General features: G+C 49.6%; 21 protein-coding genes and 1 pseudogene. 12 read left to right on the forward strand and 10 right to left on the reverse strand.

The window, feature by feature from the left end:
- Position 1 precedes the first annotated feature (1 nt).
- The 3 genes from tauA to mmuP all read right to left on the reverse strand — a co-directional run bounded on the left by tauA (position 2) and on the right by mmuP (position 3462).
- Positions 2-964, reverse strand: coding sequence for a taurine ABC transporter substrate-binding protein (tauA, locus tag AC0XWG_RS02295; RefSeq protein WP_023293188.1), 963 nt, complete (start codon positions 962-964; stop codon positions 2-4).
- Between the two features lie 178 nt (positions 965-1142).
- Entirely contained in the window at positions 1143-2075 is a 933-nt protein-coding gene (gene mmuM / locus AC0XWG_RS02300; protein ID WP_128348696.1) for a homocysteine S-methyltransferase, read from the reverse strand.
- Entirely contained in the window at positions 2062-3462 is a 1401-nt protein-coding gene (gene mmuP, locus AC0XWG_RS02305; RefSeq protein WP_128348695.1) for an S-methylmethionine permease, read from the reverse strand. The genes mmuM and mmuP overlap by 14 nt, the downstream gene beginning before the upstream one ends.
- 341 nt (positions 3463-3803) lie before the next feature.
- Here mmuP and AC0XWG_RS02310 point away from each other — a divergent pair, with 341 nt between their 5' ends.
- The 12 genes and pseudogenes from AC0XWG_RS02310 to AC0XWG_RS02365 all read left to right on the forward strand — a co-directional run bounded on the left by AC0XWG_RS02310 (position 3804) and on the right by AC0XWG_RS02365 (position 14927).
- The gene (locus AC0XWG_RS02310) at positions 3804-4913 is read left to right on the forward strand and encodes an AI-2E family transporter (RefSeq protein ID WP_108090730.1); all 1110 of its coding nucleotides are present in this window, start codon (positions 3804-3806) and stop codon (positions 4911-4913) included.
- Between the two features lie 121 nt (positions 4914-5034).
- On the forward strand, positions 5035-6819 hold the full coding sequence (locus AC0XWG_RS02315) for a diguanylate cyclase (protein WP_257246830.1): 1785 nt from the start codon (positions 5035-5037) through the stop codon (positions 6817-6819).
- Positions 6820-7216: 397 nt separating this feature from the next.
- Positions 7217-7711, forward strand: coding sequence for a putative pterin-binding protein (locus tag AC0XWG_RS02320; protein WP_049007691.1), 495 nt, complete (start codon positions 7217-7219; stop codon positions 7709-7711).
- Positions 7712-7728: 17 nt separating this feature from the next.
- The gene (locus AC0XWG_RS02325; protein ID WP_475680337.1) at positions 7729-9660 is read left to right on the forward strand and encodes a putative bifunctional diguanylate cyclase/phosphodiesterase; all 1932 of its coding nucleotides are present in this window, start codon (positions 7729-7731) and stop codon (positions 9658-9660) included.
- 106 nt (positions 9661-9766) lie between these two features.
- Positions 9767-9964 (forward strand): hypothetical protein, encoded by a 198-nt coding sequence (locus tag AC0XWG_RS02330; RefSeq protein WP_128348692.1) that lies wholly within the window; start codon positions 9767-9769, stop codon positions 9962-9964.
- A gap of 248 nt (positions 9965-10212) precedes the next feature.
- On the forward strand, positions 10213-11259 hold the full coding sequence (ansB, locus tag AC0XWG_RS02335; protein ID WP_128348691.1) for an L-asparaginase 2: 1047 nt from the start codon (positions 10213-10215) through the stop codon (positions 11257-11259).
- A gap of 206 nt (positions 11260-11465) precedes the next feature.
- Positions 11466-11579, forward strand: a pseudogene (locus tag AC0XWG_RS02340) (transposase); the annotation flags it as partial.
- A gap of 123 nt (positions 11580-11702) precedes the next feature.
- A complete protein-coding gene (locus AC0XWG_RS02345) occupies positions 11703-12194 on the forward strand; it encodes an Hcp family type VI secretion system effector (RefSeq protein WP_128348689.1) in 492 nt (163 codons plus the stop codon).
- Between the two features lie 89 nt (positions 12195-12283).
- A complete protein-coding gene (locus tag AC0XWG_RS02350; protein WP_238934147.1) occupies positions 12284-12604 on the forward strand; it encodes a polymorphic toxin type 44 domain-containing protein in 321 nt (106 codons plus the stop codon).
- On the forward strand, positions 12582-13007 hold the full coding sequence (locus tag AC0XWG_RS02355; RefSeq protein WP_128348688.1) for a hypothetical protein: 426 nt from the start codon (positions 12582-12584) through the stop codon (positions 13005-13007). The genes AC0XWG_RS02350 and AC0XWG_RS02355 overlap by 23 nt, the downstream gene beginning before the upstream one ends.
- Before the next feature lie 439 nt (positions 13008-13446).
- A complete protein-coding gene (locus AC0XWG_RS02360; RefSeq protein ID WP_289424390.1) occupies positions 13447-13713 on the forward strand; it encodes a DinI family protein in 267 nt (88 codons plus the stop codon).
- Positions 13714-13907: 194 nt separating this feature from the next.
- Entirely contained in the window at positions 13908-14927 is a 1020-nt protein-coding gene (locus tag AC0XWG_RS02365; protein ID WP_342701569.1) for an acyltransferase family protein, read from the forward strand.
- A 44-nt stretch (positions 14928-14971) separates the two neighbouring features.
- On the opposite strand, the gene AC0XWG_RS02370 is transcribed toward AC0XWG_RS02365, so the two are convergent.
- The 7 genes from AC0XWG_RS02370 to AC0XWG_RS02400 form a co-directional block, all read right to left on the reverse strand.
- Positions 14972-15442: a tail fiber assembly protein gene (locus AC0XWG_RS02370; protein WP_289424606.1), complete on the reverse strand. Its 471-nt coding sequence runs from the start codon at positions 15440-15442 to the stop codon at positions 14972-14974.
- A gap of 1 nt (position 15443) precedes the next feature.
- Positions 15444-16808, reverse strand: coding sequence for a gp53-like domain-containing protein (locus tag AC0XWG_RS02375; protein ID WP_475680338.1), 1365 nt, complete (start codon positions 16806-16808; stop codon positions 15444-15446).
- A gap of 3 nt (positions 16809-16811) precedes the next feature.
- Positions 16812-17468, reverse strand: a complete 657-nt coding sequence (locus AC0XWG_RS02380; RefSeq protein ID WP_045399576.1) for a DUF2612 domain-containing protein — start codon at positions 17466-17468, stop codon at positions 16812-16814.
- Positions 17465-18661 (reverse strand): baseplate J/gp47 family protein, encoded by a 1197-nt coding sequence (locus AC0XWG_RS02385; RefSeq protein WP_342701567.1) that lies wholly within the window; start codon positions 18659-18661, stop codon positions 17465-17467. The genes AC0XWG_RS02380 and AC0XWG_RS02385 overlap by 4 nt, the downstream gene beginning before the upstream one ends.
- Complete coding sequence (locus tag AC0XWG_RS02390) at positions 18662-19015, reverse strand: contractile injection system sheath initiator (protein ID WP_094935658.1); 354 nt, start codon at positions 19013-19015, stop codon at positions 18662-18664.
- Complete coding sequence (locus tag AC0XWG_RS02395) at positions 19015-19767, reverse strand: Gp138 family membrane-puncturing spike protein (protein ID WP_289424444.1); 753 nt, start codon at positions 19765-19767, stop codon at positions 19015-19017. Before AC0XWG_RS02395 ends, AC0XWG_RS02390 begins: the two co-directional genes overlap by 1 nt.
- Positions 19768-19833: 66 nt before the next feature.
- Positions 19834-20559, reverse strand: coding sequence for a hypothetical protein (locus AC0XWG_RS02400; RefSeq protein WP_289450807.1), 726 nt, complete (start codon positions 20557-20559; stop codon positions 19834-19836).
- Position 20560 lies beyond the last annotated feature (1 nt).

The following is a 20560-nucleotide window of genomic DNA, read 5'->3' on the forward strand; positions in this document are numbered from 1 at the left end:
CTTATTTCACAAAACGATCGGTCACGTACTGGCTGTAATCAGCGGCCACCGCAGGCACTTTGCCCTGCTCTTTCAGGAAGGTGGCGGTATCCACAATCGCTTTGTTCACCGGCCCGGTCAGCTGCTGCACCTGCTGCGCGGGGGTGAGATAGGTATTGCCTTTCACCAGCCCCGGTACGTCCGCTTCCGGCACGCCGCTCAGGCGGGAGAGTTTCTCCAGGTTGGCGGGCTGCTTCAGCCATTCATCCGGGTTGCTGATATAGGGCTGCTGGGCGTCAATCGCGCTTTTGGCGAAGGCTTTCACCACCTCAGGGTGTTTCTCGGCAAAGTCTTTACGCACGACCCACACGTCGAGGGTTGGCGCGCCCCACTGGCCCACTTTTTCCGAGTCGGTCAGCACGGTACCGTCTTTTTCCAGTTCGTTGACAGCCGGTGCCCAGACGTATGCGCCGTCAATATCGCCGCGCTGCCAGGCCGCGATAATTGCCGGCGGCTGCAGGTTGATGATTTGTACCTGACCCGGTTTGATGCCCCAGTGTTTCAACGCCGCCAGCAGGCTGTAGTGGGTGGTGGAGATAAACGGCACGGCGATGCGTTTACCGATCAGATCTTCCGGTTTGGTGATGTTTTTCTTCACCACCAGCGCTTCAGAGTTACCGAGCTGCGAGGCGAGCAGGAACACCTCAATCGGCACCTGCTGGCTGGCCGCAACCGCCAGCGGGCTGGATCCGATATTGCCGATCTGCACATCGCCGGAGGCTAACGCACGCACGACGGACGCCCCGCTGTCGAACTTGCGCCAGTCAACCTTCGCGCCGCTCTCTTTGGCAAAGGTGTTGTCCGCCTGCGCGACTTTCGCCGGTTCCGCAGAGGTTTGATACGCGACGGTGACGTCTACCGCCTGCGCCTGAAATGCCCACAGCGCCAGTGCGCCGAGAAGTGTGATTCGCGATGAAATTGCCATAGTGCCTGCTCCCCTTGTTGTTATGAGGGCAGTATTTCCGGCGCGGGAATTTTGATAAAGGAATAAAAATGAATCGCTCATAACGATTCGTTTTTAGATAAAAAGCGGGAAAGGATAGTTGATTTTGTGCGGTGTAGCTTTTTCCCTCTCCCAATGGGAGAGGGTCAGGGTGAGGGCATCAGCGCTGCGCGTTCAGCTCAGCAATATCTTTCGGCGTGGTCCGACAGCATCCACCGATTAATTTGGCCCCTGCGTCCAGCCACTGCGGCAAATACCCTGCCAGCGTCTCGCACGCTTCACCGTGGTGGTGCCAGGTTTTGGTTACCGCGTCATAATGCTCGCCCGAGTTCGGGTAAACCACCAACGGCAGCGAGGTCAGACTCTGCAGGTGTTTCAGAGCCGCGGTGGTGTTTTCCAGCGCGATGCAGTTGATGCCCAGCGCGACAATATGCGGATAATGCCCCAGCTCCGCAATCACTTCCCGCAGCGGCGTACCGTCGCTCAGGTGTTCGCTGTCCCGCAGGGTAAAGGAGAACCACGCCCGGGCGCGGGGATACTCGGCCAGGAGTGCCGCCAGCGCTTTGATTTCCCCAAAAGACGGCAGCGTTTCGCAGGCCAACAGATCCGCTCCCGCATCCAGTAGCGCTTCTACGCGTGGACGGTGGAAGGTGGTGAACTCTTCTTCGCTGCGTACATAGTCGCCACGATACTCAGAGCCGTCCGCCAGATACGCACCATACGGCCCAACGGAACCGGCCACCAGCAGCGTACCCGCATGTGGGTTTTCAGCCAGATACGCTTCACGCGCCTTACGCGCCAGTTCCACGCTTTTGCCAATTAACGCCCGAGATTGCGCCTCGTCCAGACCGCGCGCTGCAAAGCCCGCAGGCGTAGCCTGATAGCTGGCGGTGATCGCCACCTGCGCGCCTGCCCGGTAGTAGTCGAGGTGAACTTCACGGATAAGATCCGGGTTTTCGACCAGCACTTTGGCAGACCAGAGGCTGTCTGCAAGATTACAACCACGAGCTTCCAGCTCCGTTGCCATCGCGCCATCCAGCACCACAAATGGCTGTTTTTCGAGGATGGCGGTAAGCGGATTATTCTGCGACATGTTCAGGCTCCTGCGATGTCATATTTCGGGTCAGGTAGTAGGCACCATAACACAGGGCAACAAACGGAAGCCCGCAATAAAGGGCAATGCGCTGGCTTGGGTCAAACCACAGCCCAACACAGGCCACCACACAGAGGATAAATCCGAGCACGGGAACCAGCGGATACCATGGCGCGCGGTACTGCAAAGCCGAGAGAGGCTGGCCGGACTGTAAATGACGACGACGGAAAACGAAGTGCGACGCGCAGATGCTGATCCACACCGCCACCACCGCAAAGCCAGAAATCGCCGACAGCGCCACAAACACCGTGTCCGGTGCCACCACGCTTGAGAACAGCGCCAGCACGCCGCCAAGCATAGAAACGGATAGCGCCGTCAGCGGTACGCCGTTCTTATTAACGCGAGCAAAACAGCGCGGCAGCGTTTTCTCGTTCGAGAGCGACCACAGCATGCGGCCCGAAGCATACAGCCCGGAGTTGGCCGCCGAGAGGATCGCCGTCAAAATCACAAAGTTAAAGATATCTGCCGCATAAGGAATGCCGACCTTCTCAAACACCAGCACGAACGGACTCTTTTCCACTCCCGCCTGCTGCATAGGGATCAGCGCCGCCAGTACAAATACGGTACCGATAAAGAAGATAATCAGGCGTGCGATAGTGGTACGGATAGCGACCGGAATCACCTTGTGCGGATTTTCCGTCTCTCCGGCTGCAATACCGATAAGCTCTGTGCCGGAGAAAGCAAAGTTCACCGCCACCATGGTCATCAGGATCGGCAGGCCACCGTGCGGGAACCAGCCTTCAGCCGTAATATTGGTTAAGCCTGGCGCAGGCGAACCATCCTGCATCGGGATAAAACCAAAGATTGCCGCACCGCCAAGAATAATAAAGGCGATGATGGTGATCACTTTGACCAGCGAGAACCAGAACTCGCCCTCGGCGAAGAAGCGCGTGGAGATGACGTTCAGGCCAAAAATCACCGCGCAGAACACGACACACCAGGCCCAGACGGGCACCTGCGGGAACCAGTACTGCATGCAGAACCCAGCGGCAGTAAAGCTCGACCCGAGCGCCACCGTCCAGGTCAGCCAGTAGAGCCATGCCACGGTATAACCCGTCGCCGGACCCAGATAGCGTGCGGCGTAGACGTGAAACGCGCCGGTTTCCGGCATCGCCACGGAGAGCTCGCCCAGACACTGCATCACCAGCCAGACCACCAGCGCGCCTATCAGGTACGCCAGCAGCGTGCCTGCTGCACCGGTCGTGGAAATGATGTAGCCAGTATTGAAGAATAACCCTGTCCCAATCACGCCACCCAGCGAGAGCATTATCAGGTGGCGTGTTTTCATGGTGCGCTTAAGCTGCCCATTTTCTTGTTGTGTTTGCATATTACCTTCTATACGTATGGACATCTAAACATCCAAAGAAGGTGTGTTATACCGCGATTGTTAATAAAAAGCTAGATGACCAGACGCAAACGGGCGCGCCGCGAGCTGAGTCTGGGGTGGGTGGTGAGGATCACATAAAGAATCGGACGCCAGGCCATAAGCACCTCCGCAAGCAGATACTTACAGCATGGTGCGGGAAGAGGCGATCTTCGGTCAGTCGAAAGTGGTATCCGTGAAGAGCGGATTCATACCGTAACACTGCCCGCCACCCGGCGTAAGGTTGGTAATTCTCACAATCAGTTCTATAGTCGACACTGTTTCTTAGTAACCAGGACTGACTGATGCGCTTTAACGGACTGACCAAAGGTTTCTTTATTTTTATTCTTGCCCTTGTCACCTGGGCCTTCTTCGATGTGCTGTCGCCCTACTTCTCCGCGATACTGTGGGCCGCGATCCTGACGGTCATTTTTAACCCGGTAAAAAACAGATTGCGCGCCGCGCTAGGGGATCGCAACGGGTTGGCCTCGCTGCTGACCATCGGCATCATCTGCCTGATAGTGTTTATCCCGTTGATGGTGATCCTCTCCTCACTCGCCATTGAGCTGAACGTGGTTTACACCAAGCTACAGGAGAACAACACGCAATTCCCGGAGGTAGTGGCAAGTATCTTCAACCACCTGCCAGACTGGGCCAGCGGTTTCCTGGCGGATCACAACCTGAACAACGCGGCACAGATTCAGAAAAAACTCTCGGATGTCGCCCTGCAGGGTGGACAGTATCTGGCCGGCAGCGCGTTTCTGATTGGCAAAGGGACGTTTGGCTTTGCGATTAGCTTCGGCATCATGCTTTATCTGCTGTTCTTCCTGCTGAAAGACGGCCCGTATCTGGTGCGCCAGATCCTCGACTCCCTCCCTCTGTCGGATTTCGCCAAGCAGCACCTGTTCGCCAAATTCGTCGGCGTGTCGCGTGCCACGGTAAAAGGAACAGCGGCGGTGGCGGTGGTTCAGGGCATCCTCGGCGGGATTGCGTTTGCTATTGCGGGTATTGACGGCAGCGTGCTCTGGGGCGCGCTGATGGCGTTCCTCTCGCTGGTGCCCGCCATCGGCTCGGCGATTGTCTGGGTGCCTGCCGCCATCTTCCTGTTCGCCACGCATCAGATCTGGCAGGGGCTATTTATTGTGGGCTTCTTCGTGATCGTCGTTGGGCTGGTGGACAATATCTTGCGCCCGCTGCTGGTGGGAAAAGACACCAAAATGCCGGACTATCTGATTTTGATCTCCACTCTTGGCGGCATGGAGCTGTACGGCATTAATGGCTTTGTAATTGGCCCGCTGATCGCCGCGCTGTTTATTGCCTGCTGGAACCTCTTCTCCGGACGCGATCACGAAGGTAACGCCGAAGAACTGGACGCCGATTTCATCGAAGAAGGAAAAAACCCTCCAGATTTGTGAGGATGTGACGATAAAGACCACACCAGGCGGCGCTGTGCCGCCTTTTTTTTTCGCCTTAAATCAGACGTTTTCTATAATTTGAAAAAACGCCCTCCTATTCATGTCGTAAAAGGATCACCAGGTGCGAATCGCGACAATAACCAACTGGGCCTATGGTGCCACGGTCTGCCTGACCATCGCCTCAGGCATCATCATGCTGATGGCGTCCAATGCCGACACCGCAGAACGTCATGCTGTAGAACAACGCCAGCGTTTTGATGAGCTTACCGAAGATGTGGAGACCGACGCCTGGGCGCAGTCCGATTTGGCACGCCTGTACGTCATAAAAAAAGATCCGCAAACCTACAGGGAATACCAGCAGTCAGAGGGCTATCTGAAGAACATTGAATTCCGGCTGGAAAAACTGCGGGACAATGGTGCATCAGATGATGAGCTGTCTCTGCTGCGTGAAGGGTTAAAAATTATTGATGAGCTGCAGGATGAGCAGCAAACCGCGCTTTCCAGCCTGAAACGAGGAGAAGACGCTCAGGCCGTGGCCCTGCTCTATGGCGCCCCGTATGAGCAGGAGCTGGAGCGCGCGCAGAACCAAATCGATCATTTTCGTCAGATCCTCGACAAACGCGTCATCGCCTCCGTTCAGGATGCGACCAAAAAATCGAAAGCGCTGCGTACGGCCTCTGAGATGATGGTTGGTCTGACCGCCCTGCTGTTCTTGTTTGTTCTCGGCTTTATCTTGAAACGCCGCGTGCTGCGCCCCGTCGTACGTCTGAGTGATGTGGTACACCGCCTGGCCTCGCAGGATTACGCGGTTGAAACGCCGAACTTCAACCAGATTGATGAGATCGGTGATATGGCACAAGCCATCCGCATCTTCCGTGAAAACGGCCTGGCGCGACAACGTCTGGAAAAAGAGCGCGATGCCGACTGGGCCATCCGCGAACTGCTGGCGCGCATGACCCAGCGACTACAAGGGTGCGAGAACTTTAACGATGTGATTAACGTGGCGGAGCTGTTTGCACCGAATATCGCACCGGGGATAGCGGGCCAACTCTACGTGCTTGACCGCGATCCGTGGCAGATGCGCTGTGTCGCACAATGGCTTTCACCGATCGGGGAAAAGACGACGTTCCATCCGGATGAGTGCTGGGCCGTGCGTCGCGGGCAGAGCCACCCGCCGGTAAATGGTGAGCCAGATATCGCCTGTTACCACCTGCCGGAGTCACAGTCGAATAGTTCACTGTGCGTGCCGCTTATCGCCCAGGGCGAGGCGATTGGTTTGCTCTCCTTCCAGAATATCACTGCGGATAATGCCCCTTCCCGCGCGTATCTGGAACTGATGGCCGAAGCACTCGGTCTGGCGCTCGCCAACCAGCGACTACGCGACGCATTGCTGGAAAAAGCCCTTTTTGACCCGCTTACCGGTTTGCGTAATCGTCATCATCTGGAAGATACCCTGCAAACCCAAATGACGCAGGCGATGCGTAACGGTGAACCGTTAAGCTGCATGATGATCGACATCGATCACTTCAAGAGCATCAATGACCGCTTCGGCCATGAAGCGGGCGATCAGGTGATCAAAAGCGTGGCGTCGATTGTTCAGCGGGCGGCACATGACAACGGACTGGCGTTCCGCTATGGGGGTGAAGAGTTTCTGGTTCTGCTCTCCGGTGCTGGTGAAGAAGAGGCTCACACCTGCGCACAGAAGATTTACAACGGCGTGCATGAGCTGTCGCTTCGCTACGGGCTTACAGAAATTGGGCCGGTGGATGTCTCGATTGGTATTGCCAGCTATCCCCAGCATGCCCAGAGTGACAACCTGCTGCGCGCCGCGGATGTGGCCCTATACAGGGCGAAAGAGTTGGGTCGGTCAAGGATTGTGAGTTTTGGGATGCTGGAGGCGGGCTGATTAAACAGGTTTTCCGGTATGAATTTTTCCCGCCTGCAACAACGTGGCTTACACGTTCTCGCCCAGCTGGATAAACGTACGGCTTCGCCACCCATTATGTTGTGTTTTTCTACGTTACCGGGTCGGGTAAAATCAGTAGTGTGAGAAAATATCAATCAATTAAAGCGATCATTTTTTAAACGCGGGGGAGTTTATTCAAGTAACATTGGTTTATCTCAACAACTTAACCGTTTTTTATGCAGAAAACACCCTGTCACCTCATAAACACAACTCATTGATTTCACTTGATTTACACGCAAAAAATGTATAAAAACAGTAGCGTCTCAACAAAATATATAAACTAGTATGATAACTAAATTATAATTCTTATACTTCTGGTAAAAAAGTGGAGGCCAAAATGCGATTAATCCTACTGCTGTTATGCTGTCTGGCACCGAGTTTGACCTGGGCTGGCGACCTGCCAAAACCAGTCGGTAAACCCATTTTAACGATTTACGGTAATATAGAAAATACCAATGATAATGGGAAAGCAGTGTTTGATCTCGCCAGCCTTGAAAAACTGGGTATGGTGAGTTTTGAGACAACATCCCCCTGGTATAATGGCCGCACTAAGTTTGAGGGTGTTCCAATGAGCAAACTCATGGATTATGTGGGTGCGAAGGGATCAAACATTAATGTTATCGCGCTCAATGATTACTCTACCGTCATCCCTCTCAGTGACTTCAAAAAATACAACGCCATACTTGCCCTAAAGGTTAATGGCGAATATATGCGCATCCGCGATAAAGGCCCATCATTCATTGTATACCCCTATGACAGTCTTCCTGAGTTGAATAATCAGATTTATTACTCACGATCAGCATGGCAGGTTAGCAAAATGAAGATTGAGTAGTCGTTCAGGAGAACATAATGAACAGGATACTGGTTGGTATCATTTTTTCTCTTTTTATCACGACAGGATATATTGCATACCTTGTTTATGATCGACAGCAAGAGTTGCAAAAACTGACTCAATACACTGAGTCCTGGTCAGTGGCCCAACTGGTATCTGAGTATTACCGTTTTGAATCATGGCTTGGTCTATACGCAACCGATACCGATGACGTTACGATAGACCAGGTCCGCATGCGCCTTGAAATTATGCTGAGTCAGGGCGATTTAATGAAAGGGGGAGATTTAGGTCGCTATATTGACAGCGATAAAGCGCACCAGGAGCTCGCTTCACGCTTAGAGCAAATACTGAACTATCTGGACGATCATCTTGAGAAAATGAGCCATCCGGAGTTACAGGCATACCTGAAAAATATGCATATGCTTGATGCTCCGCTGAGCCAGCTTTCTGCAACGGCACTAACGAAAGACATTAACACGGTTAATGAATCTAACAAGAAAATACAGATCCTTTATTATATTTACTCTGCTCTTTCATTACTCCTGGTGATATTAAGCTTTATCCTGGGCTTTTTAATGATTTATCAGAACAAAAATATTCTCAAAGCACATATGCAGGTTAAAAGCCTTGCTGAAGAGCTCCAGTTGTCAAAAGAAACACTGCAGATTCAGAATGCGAAGCTGGAATATGATGTCTACCATGATTCCCTGACGGGGATGAAAAACCGCCTTTACTTCTGGGACGATCTCAACAAAATTAATCTTCAGGCAGATAAGAACCACATCCCTGTCACGGTGATGTTATTTGATTTAGACCGGTTTAAAGAGGTCAACGATACCTATGGCCATGATACCGGCGATTTACTGTTACGTCAGGTATCCCGCCGTCTGACTTCAATGAGTTGCGATTCAGAGACATTTTACCGCCTGGGCGGTGATGAATTTGCACTTCTGTCCAGCGGTTTGACCGAAACAGCGGCACTTTCGCGAGCCAGAGAAATCAGCGATGAGATTAGTCAGCCCTATACGATTAATAATCAACTTATAAAAATTGCTACCTGTGTAGGTATCGTTTTATCAGACAATGAACGACGCTCTGATTATCTCTATAAATTTGCGGATCTGGCGCTCTATGAAGCCAAAAAAGCAGGTTCACAGCAGATAAAAGTCTTCCGTCAGTGGATGATGCAAAGATTACAGGAAAGTAGAACCCTTGAACATGACATGGCACTAGCACTCGATAACCATGAGTTCGTTGTATATTACCAACCTATTGTCGATTCATTCAGCAATCAAATTTACGGATATGAAGCGCTTATTCGCTGGATACACCCTGTGAAGGGGATACTGTCACCTGATTACTTTATTTCTGTCGCTGAAAAAACCGGGATGATCAATCAGATCGGGAAAATTGTGCTTGAGCTTGCCTGCCGGGAAGCAGCGCTATGGGCGATTCCGGCAAGGATCTCCGTTAACGTCTCACCAATTCAATTGGGTAATAAATCATTTACGACGATGGTGCAATCCATCCTTAAAGAGACAGGACTACCGGCTAACCGACTCGAACTGGAGGTGACGGAATCTTCTCTTTTCAGTGACAGCAATATGCCAATCACTATCCTCAAAAAGCTCAGATCTCTGGGTGTAAAAATTTCCATCGATGATTTCGGAACGGGATATTCGTCGCTCTCAAGACTGAGTGAATTGAATTTTGATAAAATTAAAATAGACAAATCCTTTGTGAATCCTATTTCCACACAGGATGATGCGCTTAATATCGTCAAATTGATAACCGGTATGGCGAAGAGCCTCAATATGAGTGTCATCGCAGAAGGTGTTGAAACCGAAGCGCAGCTTGAACGTCTTCAGGCACTTGGCTGCGATCTCGTGCAGGGATACCTGTTTGGAAAACCTCAATCTCAAGTCGACCGAAAAATCAAAAACGGCTAAATCACATCTAGCATTTTCTCCTGCTTTACACAGCACTTTTTCATAATCCGTTAACGCTTTAGTAACGGAAAAAAAGACGCCTCGTCAGGGAACGGTGGCGTCCAGAATGAAAAAACCAGGCATCAATGCCATCAAGATATATGTGTCGAAAACGGTACGAAACCGTTTGCGTACGCATTATCTCACAGCAGGAGAGTCCCATCAGCTACCAAAATGGGTAATACCGATGCGGAGTCAGTCCATCACCTCTGCTCAGGTGGCCAAATTCAGTGTGGCTTGGTTTGATGAACGTCGTATTGGTTGATGGGTTGAGGAATAAACGGGTATTGCTGAAAAGTGCTGCTGGGAAGCTGGTAACCCTTTCAGAGTGGTTGTGGCAGGTTTTTCAGAAACGTAGCAACGGCGATTTTGCTGGTGGTTCAGGTGGAAGCGACATCCACCTCTAAATTTAACAATCTAAAAAATACATTTGTCTGGTTAACTGGATGAAATCACATTATTCAACTATGAGGTTGGGATAATACGATAAATTCACGTAACTGGAGAAATAACATGGAGTTTTTCAGGAAAACGGCGCTGACAGCACTGGTTATGGGTTTCAGCGGTGCAGCGCTCGCCTTACCGAACATCACCATTTTAGCGACCGGCGGGACGATTGCCGGTGGCGGTGACTCCGCAACTAAATCTAACTATACGGCGGGCAAAGTTGGCGTAGAGAATCTGGTCAAAGCCGTTCCTCAACTTAAGGATATCGCTAACGTTAAGGGTGAGCAGGTCGTCAATATCGGTTCGCAGGATATGAACGACGACGTCTGGTTAACCCTGGCGAAAAAGATCAATAACGAGTGTGACAGCACCGACGGCTTCGTGATTACCCACGGTACAGACACCATGGAAGAGACCGCTTACTTCCTCGATCTAACCGTGAAGTGCAATAAGCCAGTGGTGCTGGTTGGCGCAATGCGTCCGTCTACCGGGATGAGCGCAGACGGTCCGTTCAACCTCTATAACGCGGTGGTGACCGCGGCGGATAAAGCCTCTGCCAGCCGTGGCGTGCTGGTGGTGATGAATGACACCGTGCTTGACGGGCGCGACGTGACCAAAACCAACACCACCGATGTGGCGACCTTCAAATCCGTAAACTACGGACCACTGGGCTACATTCATAACGGTAAAATCGACTACCAGCGTACGCCTGCGCGTAAGCACACCACCTCTACGCCGTTCGACGTTTCTAAGCTGAATGAACTGCCGAAGGTCGGTATCGTCTATAACTACGCGAATGCTTCAGATCTGCCGGCAAAAGCGCTGGTGGATGCCGGTTATGATGGGATTGTGAGCGCGGGTGTGGGTAACGGCAACCTGTACAAAACGGTCTTCGATACGCTGGCAACGGCAGCGCATAAAGGGACTGTTGTAGTACGTTCTTCCCGCGTACCGACGGGTTCAACCACGCAGGATGCTGAAATCGATGATGCGAAATACGGTTTCGTTGCCTCTGGTTCCCTGAACCCACAGAAGGCACGCGTACTGCTGCAACTGGCGCTGACGCAGACTAAAGATCCGAAACAGATCCAGACAATGTTTAATCAGTTTTAATCGCTGAAGGCGGCTGCGCTTACCACTTTGACTTTCAGGTCTGATAAGCGCAGCGCTATCAGGCAGTTTGCCGGATGGCTTTATCCGGCAAATGCACTTAGGAACTTATTCGGTGAGAAACAGTTCATGTAAGTATCCCTGCAAAACGTACCATTCACTTGTAGAGATCTTCCGACATACTGATTATGTCCCCGGAGGAGATTGCCATGCGTAAAGCCCGATTCACCGAACACCAGATCATTGCCGTTCTGAAGTCCGTCGAAGCCGGACGTACCGTTAAGGATGTCTGCCGTGAAGCCGGTATTTCTGAAGCCAGCTATTCTTAACTAAAGTTAAGCGTCGCTTACATTAATAACTTTGTTACATTTGATCATTTACTGCCCTTCCTGCTAAATAGGTACATTTTCCTCATGGTTTATATAACAACATGAGGAAAAAAGAAAATGGCTATACCAGCTTATCTGTGGCTTAAAGATGACGGCGGCGCAGACATTAAGGGGTCTGTAGATGTCCAAGATCGCGACGGCAGCATTGAGATCACCGGGTTTTCTCATAATCTAAGTATTCCAACTGACGGAATGACAGGAAAGATCACTGGAACCCGCAAACACTCAGCCGTGCTTGTCCAAAAAGAATTTGATAGCTCCTCCCCTTACCTCTATAAAGCCGTTGCCACTGGTCAAACGCTCAAATCTGCGGAGTTCAAATGGTACAAAATCAACGATGCAGGTCAGGAAGCGGAATACTTCAATATCCAGCTTGAGGGTGTGAAAGTTGTCGGCGTTTCACCTGTGATGCATGACACCAAAGATCCCGCCAAAGAGAAGCATAACCACCTTGAGTGTGTAGAACTTCGTTATGAAAAAATCACCTGGAAATACTGTGATGGCAACGTACAGTTTACCGATGCATGGAATGAGAGAGCGCAAGCGTGAGGTATCCAACATTAGCGGCATCACCTCATCCGCCGTTTGATGTGTCCTCTTTCACCCCACCTGGTGTGAATATCGTCAATAACATGATGATGGCTCGCTTTCACCGTGGCCCGTCAGCCCTTACATATGCTTGGTTCTATCAGCAGGTAAGAGGGCATGGCCCGTGGGATTACAAACAGCGCGGGAGACAGTTCGAGAGTTTTGGAAACTTCCATTACGGTGCTGTTGGTCACGCTGCGGGGATTCCTGACGAAGTATTACTTAGGGGCGCAGGATGGGCACAAAGTCGCGCAGGAACAACCGATCCAGCTTTTGGCGATTGGTATGGCTCAGCGCCTTACGGTGATGATCCTAACGACCAGTATTGGATAAGAGCGGGTATCGACTATGCAAAACGCACGGGTTTTTAAGAAGCGGTATCTACTTCTGATCCTGTTGGCTATTGTCGCCTTTGGGGTTTACAAGGTACTGCACTTCTCGCCACTTGAGCAAAAGGTTATCAAGAAGGTGAAAATAAGTAACCTAGCTAACCTCTACATCACGGAAGCGAGTGCAGGAGCCACCACAGGCTTTTCCTACCGTTTCTATCTGTGCGATGCAACCAAAGACGATAAAGCGTTTATGGCGGGTCTGAAGAATGATAACGAGCCTTTCATGATCACCACGGACAAAGACGCATTGAAGAAGGTCGAAAATAATGCGATCTATTTATCGGTTAAAGGGACTATCTACAGCTTTCAGAGTCCTGCGACCTACCTAGTTCGAGGTTCCGTCTACTCCGCTCCTGTTTACATGACTTCATCGCCATACTGAGAGTATAGCCAGTGTGATAACTGGCTATAACGCAAAACGATAGCTATGGCTTTAGCAATAGTGTCATTGTTGTTTGCAGTTAAAACTGTTGACCACCATTGACCTAATTCACTTACACCAGCACTTACATGTTTTTTTTAAGCAAGAAAGAGATTTGGGATTTTTCAGGTAACTACTTGATTTTTATGGTGCCGATAATAGGAGTCGAACCTACGACCTTCGCATTACGAATTAGTAGAATCACATTTAACTAACTGTTTTACATACACATTGCCGCATTCACAAAAGATAACTTAACGGCACATGATGCATGGTGATGAATGTAGCCTTACCATATGTGTCACAAAAATGGCACATGCTTTTGATGTAAGCCCCCCTTGACCGAAAAGGGTTTTACGCCTTTAACACTGTACATTCAAACAGTACAATGAGGTGAGACATGATCGTCGAACTGGTTTATGACAAACGTAACGTTGAAGGGCTGGCAAGAGCCAGAGAAATTATCTTGTCCGAGTTGACGAAACGGGTACACCAGATTTTCCCTGATGCCGAAGTGAAGGTGAAGCCGATGCAGGCTAACGCCTTAAATAGTGATGCCAGCAAAAGCGATCGGGAAAAGCTGAACCGCATGCTGGAGGAGATGTTTGAAGAGGCCGATATGTGGCTGGTTTCCGAGTTCCCGACAGTTCGCCAGGTTGGACTTTAAGTATTACTCGGGTAATACTCCCTTCGATTTCTCGCGATGAATACTTGGCAGCCAACCCCGCTCTTGCATACAGCAAGGCTGCTCAGTTAGCATTAATCTAAGTATAATTGGCACAGGCACAAGAGAAAATGCAGGGCATGCAGTATGATTTCTGACAGGTTAGGAATAAATATGAATGAATACGGAAAAATTAAATGACACGAAGAGATAATTGCTTTGATATCATACGTCACATTGCAGCTTATACAGTGCTTGTCTCTCATCACTTTCGATTATCCGGATTTGATGAGCCTATTTTCGCCAGATGGAACACCTATGGTGCGCTCGCTGTAGCAATTTTCTTTTGTCTTTCTGGATATTTAATGCCTAAAAGTTTTCAATCCTCCGAAAACTTTATGGAGTTTATGAAAAAAAGATGCTTACGAATATTTCCAGGGTTGATTTTTTGTTCTTTCGTTCTTTACTTCTTGATTGCGGTTGTTTTCAACACTTCTAACCAGGTAGAATATTTAATTTCGTCTAAACCATTAATGCATACACTGAGGAATATTCTTTTTATAAGAGATTCTGTAGATGGTGTTTTTACAAGTTACATTTTCCCCAGGGAGATTGATGGTAGTCTGTGGACACTTCCTATTGAGTTTGCTTGTTATATAATTATAGGCTTTGCTCTTTCAATATCATTTAGCTGGGTAACCCCTGCGCTCCTATTGGTGACCGGAATTATCTCCAGTATATTTTTTAGCTTTTATCCTGACAGCGCCACTTATTATAGCATTCCTTTTAAATGGTTAGCATTTTTCTCTATACCTTTCTCATTTGGCGCACTTCTTTACATGACATCTAACGCATGGATGAAATACAAAAAATGGATGTTAGGAATCGCCATTGCATTCATATTTGCAAAGATTGGAGAACCTCAGGTATCAACAATCATTCCACTTTGCGTCACAACAATAATTATTGTCTTAGGCCTTTCTTTTAAAGACCGAATCATTAATGGTAGGTTTGATATATCTTATGGCGTTTATATTTATGCATTTCCAGTTCAGCAAATAATGATTAACAATACTAATTTAAACCTCTATGTAAGCATGGCCGCATGCGCACTCATAACCACGATTTTAGCCATACTATCTTACCGTTATATCGAGCGTCCTTTCCTTCACAAGAAAAAAGTGGATGCAATGCTGGAAAAGCCTATAACCAGCTGATCCACCATTAAAGAAGCGGGTTATCCCGCTTCTATTTGAGATGTCTATGGTTGTTCAGGCCAGTCGATGTCCGGGGCCGTTGTTAAATCAAGTCGACGAAGTGCGAGACGATAAGTTTTCCATTTTGCCAGCATGTCTTTTTCCCCATCAGTAATCGATCCATCAGACTCTGCATCCGTCAGAATTTCAATTTCCAGACTGGCTTTTGCGGTAAGCGTGTCACGATTGACCTCAGCATTTCTAATCAACATCTCCTTTGATGGTTCAGGTGGCGCTACCCATGCAGGAAGACCATCACTACCGACACCTCTGATCATTCCATTTCCATTCTGGAAGGAAGCGAACTCGTTAAAAACATCGTCTGATACCTCTACAGCATCATCTGGCCAGTTACCCGCTCGGATATATGCAACTAAGTCAGCAATAAGATAGAACACATTTTTTGATGCTGACCATGCATAATTATTATAACCACTAATGGAATATAGTTTTGCTTCTTTATTATAAATCGTCATATTAAACTCCTATTGCTTCAAAATAAACACCTGACCAGCCGGGGGTAAAGTTAGCACTAACACCTGCACCAAACGTTCTATTGGTTTGAATTTGGCCAAATGCAGATACAACATCTGTACCAGAGACAGCCCCGGGAACTCTAGGGGTTACCGTTAGTGATAAGAAAGAGGAAGGAAACGCGATAGGAAGATTAACTGTAACATAAGCATTATCCCCTACATCAACAAAGCCCCACTGCCTAATTACACCAGTCTCAAGGTTTTTTTCCCATGAGATAGTATTTAATGATTTGCTAAATTTATTAGGTGGCGGGTTGTTTGGACCATAAAGGCGCTGACCGTTCTCATAAATATAGCGAGAAGCCCAGATATCATTTTGCGATACCACATCCTTACCCGCACCAGAGCGAACAAAGCCACCAGCATCGACGTTTCCCGTAACACCAACGCTGCCACCAACAGTCAAATCAGAACCGACTGACGCAATGGAGGTCACGCTTAAATTTCTTTGAGCATAAATATCTCTTCCCGCCCATAAATCCTGAGCTGATGAAATATCTTTCCCTGCCCCAGATGTCACACTACCCGTAGCGGACAAATTGCCGTTAAGAATGCCACCAGTTAAAGGGTATGCACCAACATCGCTGGAGGTTGGTTTCCTTTTGTCATGATAAAGCTCCGTCGTTTCAGGCTGACCTGAATATGATTTATGAGCAGCAAAAACACGAATAGCAGCACCATAGGAAACCGCAAACTGCCCCCACTCCTGAGATGTGGGGCCTGCGGATTCGATGGCAACAACACTATCAGGATAAAGGGTGCCAGGCTGAAATGGCTCGTAGAAAAAACTACCAACATGCTCTTTGCTGGCCGCGCTCTGGCTATCTCGTGACCCTAACCCATAAGAACCCTTCACCAGAGCATTCTGTAATCCAAGATATTGTACTACCTCGCTGACAGATCCCTTCCCTATGATATTTCTCCCCACCAAAGTCAGGTCTGTCAGTGCTGCAATATCCGCGTCCGTAAAATAGGGGACTTTATTCGGACTAGTTTGCAACCCGGCGAGCGCTGTAAGCGTGGCATCCAGCGGCTGTGAAAGCGCATTAAGGGCTGCAATCAGTTTCGTTTCAAACCCAGACAGACTACCATCGTCCAGTACATCACTATTGGTTTTGTCACTGATAAACTGAGCGAGTGCGGCCGCAACGAAAGATGCCTGTCGCAGGACTTTGTTAATTTCGCTAGCTTTTGCAACTCCTGCGGTAAAACCGGTTGAAAGGGCTGCCAGAACCTCATAGTCAGCCTGTGAAATAACGTTAGCCCCGCCAGCTATGGAGAAGGGTTTAAACTCGTTTTTTGCCATTTATTAGCTCCAGTATCCGGCGTCATAACCGGCGATAGCGATACTCTGTGTGTCAAAACCGAACAGAGGACGAGCGGGATCAATGACATTGAGGTTTTTAACTCTCACGCCACCGGCTTTGATATTCAGCTCGCCTGCTTTGATAACGGAAATAAGCTCAGCCGATGTGTTTGCTATTCCATTAATGGCGATAGCATTTATCGTGATGCTCATGTCCTGGTTGTCGATGATCTGCATTTCTATCCCGGAACCGGCAAAGATGGTTTCGAGAATGTCCTCAAGATGGCCGATCGTGCCATCCCAGGTGTTAATCGCGATTTGCGCTTTCAGTACCACACGGTACGTATCGTCACTCAGACGGGTGAAACCCGTATCAGGGTCGAATGGCCCTTGCCAGCTACCTTGATCCCATCCAAGCCCTTCAGTGTCCCAGGAGAAATAGACGTCCGCGATAGGTACGCTCACTGTTCTGCCACGCCCCACCCATTCCCCAACGACGTCGAGCTGCACACCCACGGCCCGATCGAGGTCAAACGCAGCTATAAAGCTTTCCTGTGATTTTACGATGTCGGTTAATGGCCGGGTTATCAGGTCAACGTGTTGTTCAAAAAGAGGCTTAGTAGCGTGGTAATTCGTTATTCTTTCCGTGTATTTGCTCATACCGGTGTCACCTTAATGTTGGCAACGTCCCCAGCAGCGGCTTCGTTAAACAGAATGTCCACGTTCGCCGCACTTACCCCGGCGGCCGCCTTACCAATTTTCAGTGAGGTGATATCGTAATAACGGCTGGCCCCTCCACTCATTACCCCGAGGTTGGCAGGTGAATAAATCCGGCTGATGAGTACATTCTCGCCAATACCAAGACTGTTGATGTACTTTGCAATCTCCACCTTCATCTGATCAGCAATCTGCGACGTATAGCCCGGGTAAGTGGTCAGTTCAATATCAACAAATATGTTGACGATTGTTGGTCTGCTGAACCTGATTGTTTTCGGTTCACCGTACTTTCCGGTTATGTCGACGGCGGTAGTGCCAAAGGTGAAAGTCCCCTGGTCCTTCTTCTTAGACAGAACAGTGGCTATTTCAGTAGCGTCGCCGCCTTCCACCACTGCACATATCGAGTGTTGCGGCAGACCATTGCTGTCAGTGGTGTCCGTGTCGTTCTCGTAAATACGTCCCCGTGTTACACCGGAAATATCCAGCAAAGAACCGTCCATACCGTCAATGGTCGTCTTGGAAGGTAATGCTGTGCTTCTTGACTGCCTGTCACGTAACTGCGGATCGTTTTCCCCTGGTTGCCCGAGCGTGGCCGCTGCCGGGTTGGTGGCCGTTCGCCAGCCTCGGGTGGGGGTTGCAATGTTCCTGATGGTACCAGCCAGCGCAGCAACGGCACCGGGTGTCGTACACGTGGCGGTTACGGTCACGGTCTCCGATGGCGGAATATTGATGTTTGTTGGTAGAGCCCATAATTTCCTGTTTTCATCTCGCACCATGCCTGCAGTGATGAGCGTTCCGGGTTCACCTTCCAGAACAAGATCTGAAGTTGAGTTGGTGGCTCCCTTCCTGGCAATGCCGTTGATTTTTACGTTGCTTGAAAGTGCGCGACCGATACCAGTTGACGGAGAAAAGGAGTTATAGACCGCTATAGCAGTATTGTTGGCATCGTGAATAGCCAGAGCATATATAGCCACCATCTGGCCGTCTTTGCTGTCTGGCTCCAGATAAGCGTCACTGCCATAAATCTGCTGGAAATAGCTCGTCAGGGTATCGAGTATCGTCTGGTAATCAGGCGCACTGATCCCCTCAGCGGTTACCGTTGCCGATAAGCCGAGTGTGTCCAAATTGAGGGCCATTTATGCCTCGCTGGTTACTGTCGTTGTTCCGTAGATGGTGTCGATTTCAGCGAAGAACTGGACGCGGCGCGTCGTAGTATTCACTGTCGTATTGAAAGAGAGAATGGATTTAACGCCCCGCGTTTCGAGGATGCGCTTACGGATCGCCAGGTTGTAGGTTTCCGGCTTCTGCTTACCGAGTACGGACTGAATCCACGGAGTCCCCTCGGTGGTGTCGAGGAACCATTGCCCGTACCACAATTCGAACCGCGTTTTCACGGCCTGTGCCACGGCCTCAGGTGAGTTAATCAGCCAGGTATCATCGCCGCTGCCAAAGGTGTAATCCCCCTCGGCGTCTTCACGTCTGTATCGCATCAGTTCACCCCGTCTGTGTTGCTGGTGCCGTGCTGCACGCCGCCGTGAGTGTGCGTATCATCAATTGACTTGCCGTTAGCTTTAACGGTACCGATAAACTCGACCGCGCCGGTGATTTTGGATGCAACGCCAGAAGCAACAGAGCCCACCATTCCACCCAGCCAGGACAGGAGCCCGTGAATGGTAACTTTCGCCGAGAAGTCGGCCTGCGGGGTAAGTACATCCAGACCGCCAGGCGCTACGATTTTAATTTTCTGCGTAGTGGGGTTGAGCTCAAAGAACGTGCTTCCGTCGTCGCTGCGCAGCTGAGCGGCCCCCGTGCTGATTCCGCTGATTTTCTGCGCCTGTGACTGCGGTCCAACGATACAGAACGCATCCGATAAATCATGCACCCGATCGTCAACAGGCTCCTGCACCCCGCCGTTCTGCCACCAGAAATCGATGCAGCGATCGGCGAAAATCACCAGACATTCATCACCGGCTTTAACCGGGAACGTCAGCGTGCAGCCGCCGCCGCGCGGAAATAACACCGGCACATCCACCAGCAGCGGGTAATTTTTGGTAATGCGGTTCCCGTCGTTATCAGTTTCAACCGAACGGATAGCAGGCTGCACAACCGCCGTAACCGCGTCAGGATCGAATGACTGAACGATGCCAGGCAAAGCGACACGGATCTGGTTCTTTGTGGTTTCCCGCTCCGATTTGAATGTTTCGGCAAGGTCACCGCTGCGGGTCTGGTCAGATACTGCCATTTTGTAGGCTCCAGAAAGCAAAAAACCCACCGGGTGGCGGGTTTTATGTGACTAATTTGGTTTTTTTCAGTTTATAAGCCCCATCTTACCGGCGCTTCGAGAGTTAAGTACATCGCCTGAAGAACCGCAAGGCACAGCCACAGTCGACATTTCGACAAATCCTTTACCGCCCTGCTTTTGGCATAAAGTGGCATGCATTTTTGCTAAACGCGCTGCATGACCAAAATCAATTTTGGTTCCGTAAGTTGAATCTCGTAGAGCTGCTTTTTTTGCAATTCCGGTAATATTTTTGTCTTTAATTACAGATGCAAACAAACTCAAATCATTTCCAATTTGATTGAAGCAAGTACGATTAATATCAACATCGGCATACGCTGAAATTCGTTTGCAATCTGAGATCTGAGAAAGCACAGATGAGTTAACCAGTTGCAAATTTAATTTGTAGTCACCGACATAGGTATAAACTTTATTAGGGTCCGTAGTCCCCGGATAACGAGTTACGAATGGAATGCTGTTGTACGCATCTCGCAAAGACTCTGCTCCTTGACTTGTAAGCTCGTCCCCAACACCAGCAACGATAACCTCTGGGTGTGAAACTTCAAATTGAGAATTTTCTTCGCGCTGTGTTTGAAGCCTGCTTTTCTGGCCCTCCTCAACTTGCTTATCGTACGCTTGTTTTTCTTCATTTTTTTGGGCTAGCCATTTTTCCTGGGCTTTTGCACCATTAGGATCCCAACTACATGAAGTTAAAAAAAGAGAAAATACGATTGTAGTTATCGCAAGTCTGCTCACT

This window comes from Enterobacter sp. DVT3837, from assembly GCF_056238685.1.